Origin of the sequence: Streptomyces capoamus (assembly GCF_014654935.1) — a bacterium.
Taxonomy (GTDB): Bacteria; Actinomycetota; Actinomycetes; order Streptomycetales; family Streptomycetaceae; genus Streptomyces; species Streptomyces capoamus.
On the sequence record NZ_BNBF01000015.1, the window covers coordinates 221,752 to 228,437 of the forward strand.

A 6,686-nucleotide genomic window follows, 5' to 3' on the forward strand; every position below is an offset into this window, starting at 1 on the left:
TACGTCGACACCCCGACCCGGCGCGTGGACGTCTTCGACCACGACGCCGGCGGCATCAGCGGCCGCCGCCCGCTGGTGGAGATCGAGGAGGGCGCGGGCTTCCCGGACGGCCTCACGGTCGACGCGGAGGGCTGCGTGTGGGTGGCGCTGTGGGACGGCGGGGCGGTACGCCGCTACACGCCGGCCGGCGAGCTGGACCGGGTCGTCACCCTGCCGACGCCCCGCACCACGGCGTGCGCCTTCGGCGGCCCCGGCCTGACCGACCTCTACGTCACCACGGCCCGCACCGGGCTCGCCTCCCCGCACCCGCTGTCGGGTTCCCTCCTGGTGGTTCCCGGTGCCGGGAAGGGCCTGCCCCAGCCGGCGTTCGAGGGCTGATCCCGGCCGTGCGCGCACGCCCGGCACCCGTACTCACTCGGGGACGGTGACGCCCGCCGCCGGGGCGCCCGCCCGGGCGCGCACCGCCGCGATGTCCGCGGGGCGGCGCAGCGCCCGGGAGACGGCCCCGATCTCCTGGAGCAGGTGCGTCGTACCGGGCCCGACGGCCGCCCCGGCCGGCTCCGGTGCACGGGCCCTGGTCTCGATGGCGGCGAGGATGCTCACCGCCGCGGCCAGCGCGCGGGCCCGCTCGGCCGGATGGCCGAGGGCGAGCGCGGCGTCGTAGGAGCGCCGGCCGAGTCCGGTGTCGATGTGGCGGGCGAGCACCAGCAGCGCGTCCCGGATGAACGTCTCGCGCCGGGTGAGGCGCAGTTCGGGCGTGGCCCGCAGCACGAACGGCACGCCCTCCCCGCTCACGGTGCGCATCAGCCGGTACAGCGGCCGCAGTTCGCGGTGGGCCCGCCGGACCCGCCAGCGGTCGCGCAGGTACTGGCCGGCGTGCGGCAGGATGAAACCGGCGGCGACGAGGATGGCGGACAGGGCCGCCACGGGCGGGGCCAGGTCGGTGCTCAGCCAGTCCAGGTCCCGGCCGCACCAGCGCGCGGCCACGGCGGTCAGCTTGGCCGCGGCGAAGACCAGGTTCAGCACGTAGCCGGCGCCCAGCAGTCGCAGGCCCGAGCGCAGCCAGACGTCCAGGCCCTCGGCGCGCACCCAGTCCCGGACGAGCCGGGCGGTGATCAGACAGGCCACGGCGTGCGCGACGAGGTAGAGGAGGATCTCCTCGCGCATGAACGGGGTGGTGGCGTAGTGGGTGTCGAGGTCCCGCAGCCGTTCCTCGGGGGCGTCGGCGAGCAGGAACAGCGCCCACAGGGCGACGATCACCCCGGAGTAGACCGAGACCACCCAGCGCCTCGCCCGGCGGGTGGCGGCCGAGCGGCCGGAGGGGCCGTTGCGCCAGGTGACGAGGAGCAGCAGGCAGGAGCCGCAGAACGCGGTGATGAGCGAGTAGCACCAGGGCGCCGCGATGTTGGGCACGCCGGTCAGCCGGTTGATCCCGGCGATGGTGGAGGGGGTGCAGGACACGAAGACCGCGCAGGCCAGTAACAGCAGTCCGCCGACGGCGCGCAGCAGCGGGTCCCGCCACAGCCGGATGATGGTGGGCAGCTTGATCACCAGGGCGGCGGTGAGCACGGCGGTGGGGATCCAGAAGGAGATGTACAACTCGCCCAGGAACCCCGAAGGGTCGAGCGCCCGTTGCGTCACCGCTGCGTTCCTCCCCGTCCGCGGTAGCCGAGCGAGCGCTGGACGGGGTCGAGCGGGGCGGGGCGGGTCCCGTGGAGACGGTCCCGGAACAGGGTGGCCAGGCGGTGCCCGAAGTCGTCGGCCTCGGCCTCGTCTGCCTCCCGGGAGCCGTTGCGGGCGGCCACGGTCAGGGCCGCCTCCGGCCAGCCGGGCGCGTCGGTGAGGGCCCGGGCGGCGGCGGCCCCGGTGAGGTGGTGGTGGCGGTGGCCGGCGTGCAGGTGCCACAGCTCGTGCCCCAGGATGACCAGTTGCTGCACGGCCTCGGCCCGCTCCTCCACGATGACCAGGTCGAAATCGGCGAACTCGACCCACAGGCCGGTGACTTCGATCTCGTCCGGGAAGCGCTCGAAGCGCAGCTCCAGCGGGCGCCCGCCGCGCAGCGCGCTCATCTCCTCGCACAGGGCGCGGCACAACGCGCGGACACCGTCGGGCGGTTGGGGGCGGGCGCGGACGGCGGCGGCCAGGTCGGCGGCCAGGGAGCGCATGGACGAGCCGGAACGGGAGCGCCGCAGTCCTGCGGCCAGGCGTAGCGCCTGCGCGCGCGCACCCCCGAAGCCCATCTGTCCCCTTCCTTCGGCCTTCCCGCCGCCGGTGGCGGCCGTCCCGAGCGTACGCGCCCGGATGTGCCCACGTCATGCCGTCCGGCGACCGCGGGGCGGCAGGCGACCCGCCACGAGCCCGCGCCCGGCCCATTGACGCGGAAGCCGCGCGAACCTACGGTCCGGTTCGAAGTCGCGATCATCATCCGGTATGTCGAACAAGGAACGCTGCCCCTCCTTCCGAAAGGCGACGATGCACCCGGCCCGCTTCACCCTGGATCCCGCCTTCACCGTCGGTGAAGTCAACCCCCGTCTCTTCGGTTCCTTCGTGGAACACCTCGGCCGCTGTGTCTACACCGGCATCTACGAACCGGACCACCCCGCGGCGGACGCCGAAGGACTGCGGACCGACGTGCTCGACCTGGTCCGCGAACTCGGCGTCACCGCCGTCCGCTACCCGGGCGGCAACTTCGTCTCGGGGTACCGGTGGGAGGACTCGGTCGGCCCCCGCGCGGAGCGCCCCCGGCGCCTGGACCTCGCCTGGCACTCCACCGAGACCAACCGGTTCGGCCTCTCCGAGTACATCGCCTTCCTGAGGAAGCTCGGCCCCCAGGCCGAACCCATGATGGCGGTGAACCTGGGCACGAGGGGCGTGGCCGAGGCCCTCGAACTCCAGGAGTACGCCAACCACCCCGCCGGCACCGCCCTCTCCGACCTGCGCGCCGCCCACGGCGACCGGGAGCCCTTCGGCATACGGCTCTGGTGCCTCGGCAACGAGATGGACGGCCCCTGGCAGACCGGTCACAAGACGGCCCGGGAGTACGGCCGGATCGCCGCCGAGACCGCCCGCGCCATGCGCCGGCAGGACCCCGGCGTGGAACTGGTCGCCTGCGGCTCCTCCAGCCAGGCCATGCCGACCTTCGCCGCGTGGGAGGCGACCGTCCTGGAGGAGACGTACGAGCTGGTCGACCACATCTCGCTGCACGCGTACTACGAACCCGTCGACGGCGACCTGGACTCCTTCCTCGCCTCGGCCGTCGACATGGAGTCCTTCATCGAGAACGTGGTCGCGACCGCCGATCACGTGGGCGCGCGGCTGAAGTCCGGGAAGCGGATCAACCTCTCCTTCGACGAGTGGAACGTCTGGTACCTCTCGAAGTGGCAGGAGCACGCCGGGACCATCGACCCCTCCGACTGGCCCGAGGCGCCCCGTCTGCTGGAGGACAACTACAGCGTCACCGACGCGGTCGTCCTCGGCTCGCTGCTCATCGCGCTGCTCCGGCACGCCGACCGCGTCACCGTCGCCTGCCTCGCCCAGCTCGTCAACGTGATCGCCCCCATCATGACCGAGCCCGGCGGCCCCGCCTGGCGGCAGACCACGTTCTTCCCGTTCGCGCAGGCCTCCCGGTACGGCCGGGGCCGGGTGCTGGACGTCCGCGTGGACTCGCCGACGTACCGGACCGCGAAGTACGGCGAGACGGACCTGCTGCACGCCACCGCCGTCCGCGCGGACGACGGCACGGTCACCGTGTTCGCGGTCAACCGCGGCCGCACCGAGCCGCTGCCCCTCGAAGTCGTCGTCGCCGGACTGGAGCTGACGACCGTCACCGAGCACAGCGCGCTCGCGGACGCCGACCCCGACGCCCGCAACACCCTGGCCGACCCCGGACGCGTCACCCCGCACGCCGTCGCGGGCACCGCCCTCAGGGACGGCACCCTCACCGCCGTACTGGAGCCGCTGTCCTGGAACGTGATCAGGCTGGCCTGATCAGACCGGCCGGACCGGCACGCCCCCCGTCGCCCTGCCGAGCAGCGCCAGGCGGACCGCCCCGGGGCCCGACAGCGTGGTGAACTCCGAGAGGACCGCCAGCGCCAGGGTGTTGGTGCCCCGGGTGCGCAGGATGCCGTTCGGCAGGACGAAGGTGTGCTGCGGACCGACGTTGTTGATGTACTGGCCCAGGTTCCAGCCGTTGAGGAAGATCTGGGCGCGGTAGGCACGGTACGGGTCGTCGTCCAGGACCAGCCCCACCGAGGCGTCCACGTCGGCCGGCACGGACAGCCGGAACGTCGTCCGGTACCAGGTCACGCCCTGGTACCGCGCGGCGCGCGGGAAGCTCGCCTCCTCCCAGTCCCGGTCCCGGAAGCCGGGCAGGTGCCAGCCCTCGCGCTCGCCGTACAGACCGCCGTTGTTCAGCGGGCCGCGCACCGGGTCGGGGGCGCCCGCGCCCTGGATGCGCCAGCGCACCCTCGGCGAGGCACCCTTGAAGGTGACCGCCGTCAGCCCGCGCGCCGCCTTGTGGGTGTCGAGCGCCTTGCCGTCCTGGTCGTGCTGCATGCGCCGGACCAGGACCGACAGCACGTGCCGGCCCGGGGAACGCAGCCGCTCGCGCACCGGGAAGACAGCCGTCTCCGCCCACGTGCCCTTGCGGATGGTGACGCTCTTGTCCGGCACCGGCATCCGGTGGGTGCCCAGCGGCTCGCCGTCCAGCCAGGCCATCAGCAGGCCCTGGGTGCCGGTGCTGTAGGCGAGCGAGACCTCCTCGACACCGCTGGTGTCGGTGAGCGTGCCCCGGTACCACACGTCCCCGTAGTGGAAGCCGTAGTCGTCGGCGAAGAGCACCGGCTGCCCGTCCGGGACGGCCGTGGTGCTGAACGACGTGGTGCGGTCGGCGAGCCGCCAGGAGGAGTCGTCGAAACCCGGGCCCGCCTCCGGGTTCTCCGTCCGCATCCGCCAGCCGCCCAGCTCGGGCAGCCGGACCTCGGGCGTGTCCGGCAGCATCCCGGTGGTCATCAGGCTGCCGGAGAGGGTGACGCGCGTGGGCAGCTTCCGCCCGTTCCACACCAGGGTGTCGATCCCGCGCGGCCCCCACACCTCCATGCTGGTCCGCTCGGTGATGTCACCGGTCAGACGGACCTCCGAGCCGTGCACCTCCGCGTGCCGCAGCAGCGCCGGGCCGTAGACGAGGACGGTGCCGGACGGGGTGTCGTAGGGGAAGAGGCGCACGGCGGTGGCGTCGTCGGCGAAGAGCAGCAGCAGCGAGGTGTCGCTCTCGCCCTTCTGCACCAGCACCCGGGTGAGCCCGCCCTGTCCGAGCGGTGCGTTGACATGCAGCTCGCCCCGGTCGTAGGCCCAGCCGGCCTCCTCGTCCAGCCGCTGCACGAACGGCTCGACCGGGCAGTCCAGCACCAGCTCGGCCATCTGGCCGCGCCGGCCCGCGAACACCGCGATGTCCTGCCGGCCCGCCGTCAGCACCGTCATCGGGGAGGCGGTGGCGTACTTCAGTGTCCGCTCGCCCAGCGGCAGCCCGGTGGTGACCAGTGTGGCGTCCTTGCCGGGCACGGTGACCGGCAGGGCGCCGGCCGCCGTCGGCAGGTCGGTGGTGACCGGCTCCGTGCCGTCGTTGCGGGCGACGTACACATGGGTGCCGGTGTCGGGGTTGGTCAGGTGGTACACCTTCAGCCCCTCGGCCCGCACGTCCGCCGCCCGGTCCAGCTTGGCGAAGTCGGGCACGCGCTGGAGCAGGTGCCCCAGCTGGTGCATCGGCGCGATCTTGTCCGTGACGTTGCGGGCCTCGTCGATGGCGGCGCCGTAGTCGTACGACGTGTAGACGACCGGCGCGGGCAGCCAGCCCCACGAGGTGCCGCCGAAGGCCATGTACACGTTGTGCAGGGTGAGGCCGTTGGCGAGGTTGGTCAGGTAGAACCGGCGCTCGTACGCGGCGTCCCGGGTGCGCCGCGCCTCCGCGTATCCCAAGCCGTCGAACCAGGCCCCGCCCCACGGATCGAACCAGCCGCCCCCGAACTCGGGCACGAACCCGGGCGTGGACGGCGAGGCGGTGGCCCCGCCGTGCGCGCCGCCGGGCCCGTAGTGCCCCCAGTCCGGCGGGGTCTGGGACGGCGACGGGTACCCGTCGAAGCCGTACAGCCAGCCGCCCCGCTCGCCGCCGGTGTCGAACGACCCGGGGGTCCAGTAGCCGTTGCGCCCCTTGTCGTTGTGGAACAGCGGTACGTCGATCCCGTCGGACCGCACCTTCCGGTACAGGTGGGCCATGTAGGCGCGCCCGGCCGCCTCTCCCACGTGGGCGTCGTACTCGTTCTCGATCTGGTACAGCAGCACCGTGCCGGTGCCCTGCGTGAACAGGTGCCGGCGGGCGATCCGGTTCACCCGGGTCAGCCACTCGTCGACGTGCGCCAGATAGTCCGGGTCGTCGGTGCGGGCCGTGCCGCGCGCCGCCGTCAGCCAGCCCGGGAAGCCGCCCCCGTCCACCTCGGCGTTGATGTACGGGCCGGGCCGCAGGACGACGTACAGCCCGGTCTCGGCGGCCGTCCGCAGGAACAGGTCCAGGTCCCGCACGCCCGTGAAGTCGTACCGGCCGGGCGCGGGGGAGTGGTAGTTCCACGCCACGTAGATGCTGACCGCGTTGAAGCCGTGCGCCCGCATCTTCTGCAGCACGTCCCGCCACAGGG

5 protein-coding genes are annotated in these 6,686 nt (G+C 73.3%); 2 read left to right on the forward strand and 3 right to left on the reverse strand.

Going from position 1 to position 6,686, the window contains the following annotated elements:
* The coding region (locus IE312_RS41540; protein WP_229900341.1) for an SMP-30/gluconolactonase/LRE family protein at window positions 1-378 on the forward strand (378 nt) is incomplete at its 5' end.
* A 33-nt stretch (window positions 379-411) separates the two neighbouring features.
* On the opposite strand, the gene IE312_RS23620 is transcribed toward IE312_RS41540, so the two are convergent.
* Window positions 412-1,641, reverse strand: coding sequence for an MAB_1171c family putative transporter (locus IE312_RS23620; protein WP_189984327.1), 1,230 nt, complete (start codon window positions 1,639-1,641; stop codon window positions 412-414).
* Window positions 1,638-2,240 carry a toxin-antitoxin system, toxin component family protein gene (locus IE312_RS23625; RefSeq protein ID WP_189984328.1) on the reverse strand — a complete coding sequence of 201 codons (603 nt, stop codon included), beginning with the start codon at window positions 2,238-2,240 and terminating at the stop codon, window positions 1,638-1,640. Before IE312_RS23625 ends, IE312_RS23620 begins: the two co-directional genes overlap by 4 nt.
* Window positions 2,241-2,472: 232 nt before the next feature.
* Here IE312_RS23625 and arfA point away from each other — a divergent pair, with 232 nt between their 5' ends.
* Window positions 2,473-3,987, forward strand: a complete 1,515-nt coding sequence (gene arfA / locus IE312_RS23630) for an arabinosylfuranosidase ArfA (RefSeq protein ID WP_189984346.1) — start codon at window positions 2,473-2,475, stop codon at window positions 3,985-3,987.
* On the opposite strand, the gene IE312_RS23635 is transcribed toward arfA, so the two are convergent.
* Window positions 3,988-6,686, reverse strand: a 2,699-nt coding sequence (locus IE312_RS23635) for a glycoside hydrolase family 35 protein (protein ID WP_229900342.1), incomplete at its 5' end; no start/stop codon positions are given.

Excerpts from the sequence above, each read along its gene's own strand:
- IE312_RS23625 (WP_189984328.1), bottom strand. The coding sequence starts at position 2,240 with ATGGGCTTCGGGGGTGCGCGCGCGCAGGCGCTACGCCTGGCCGCAGGA.
- arfA (WP_189984346.1), top strand. The coding sequence starts at position 2,473 with ATGCACCCGGCCCGCTTCACCCTGGATCCCGCCTTCACCGTCGGTGAA.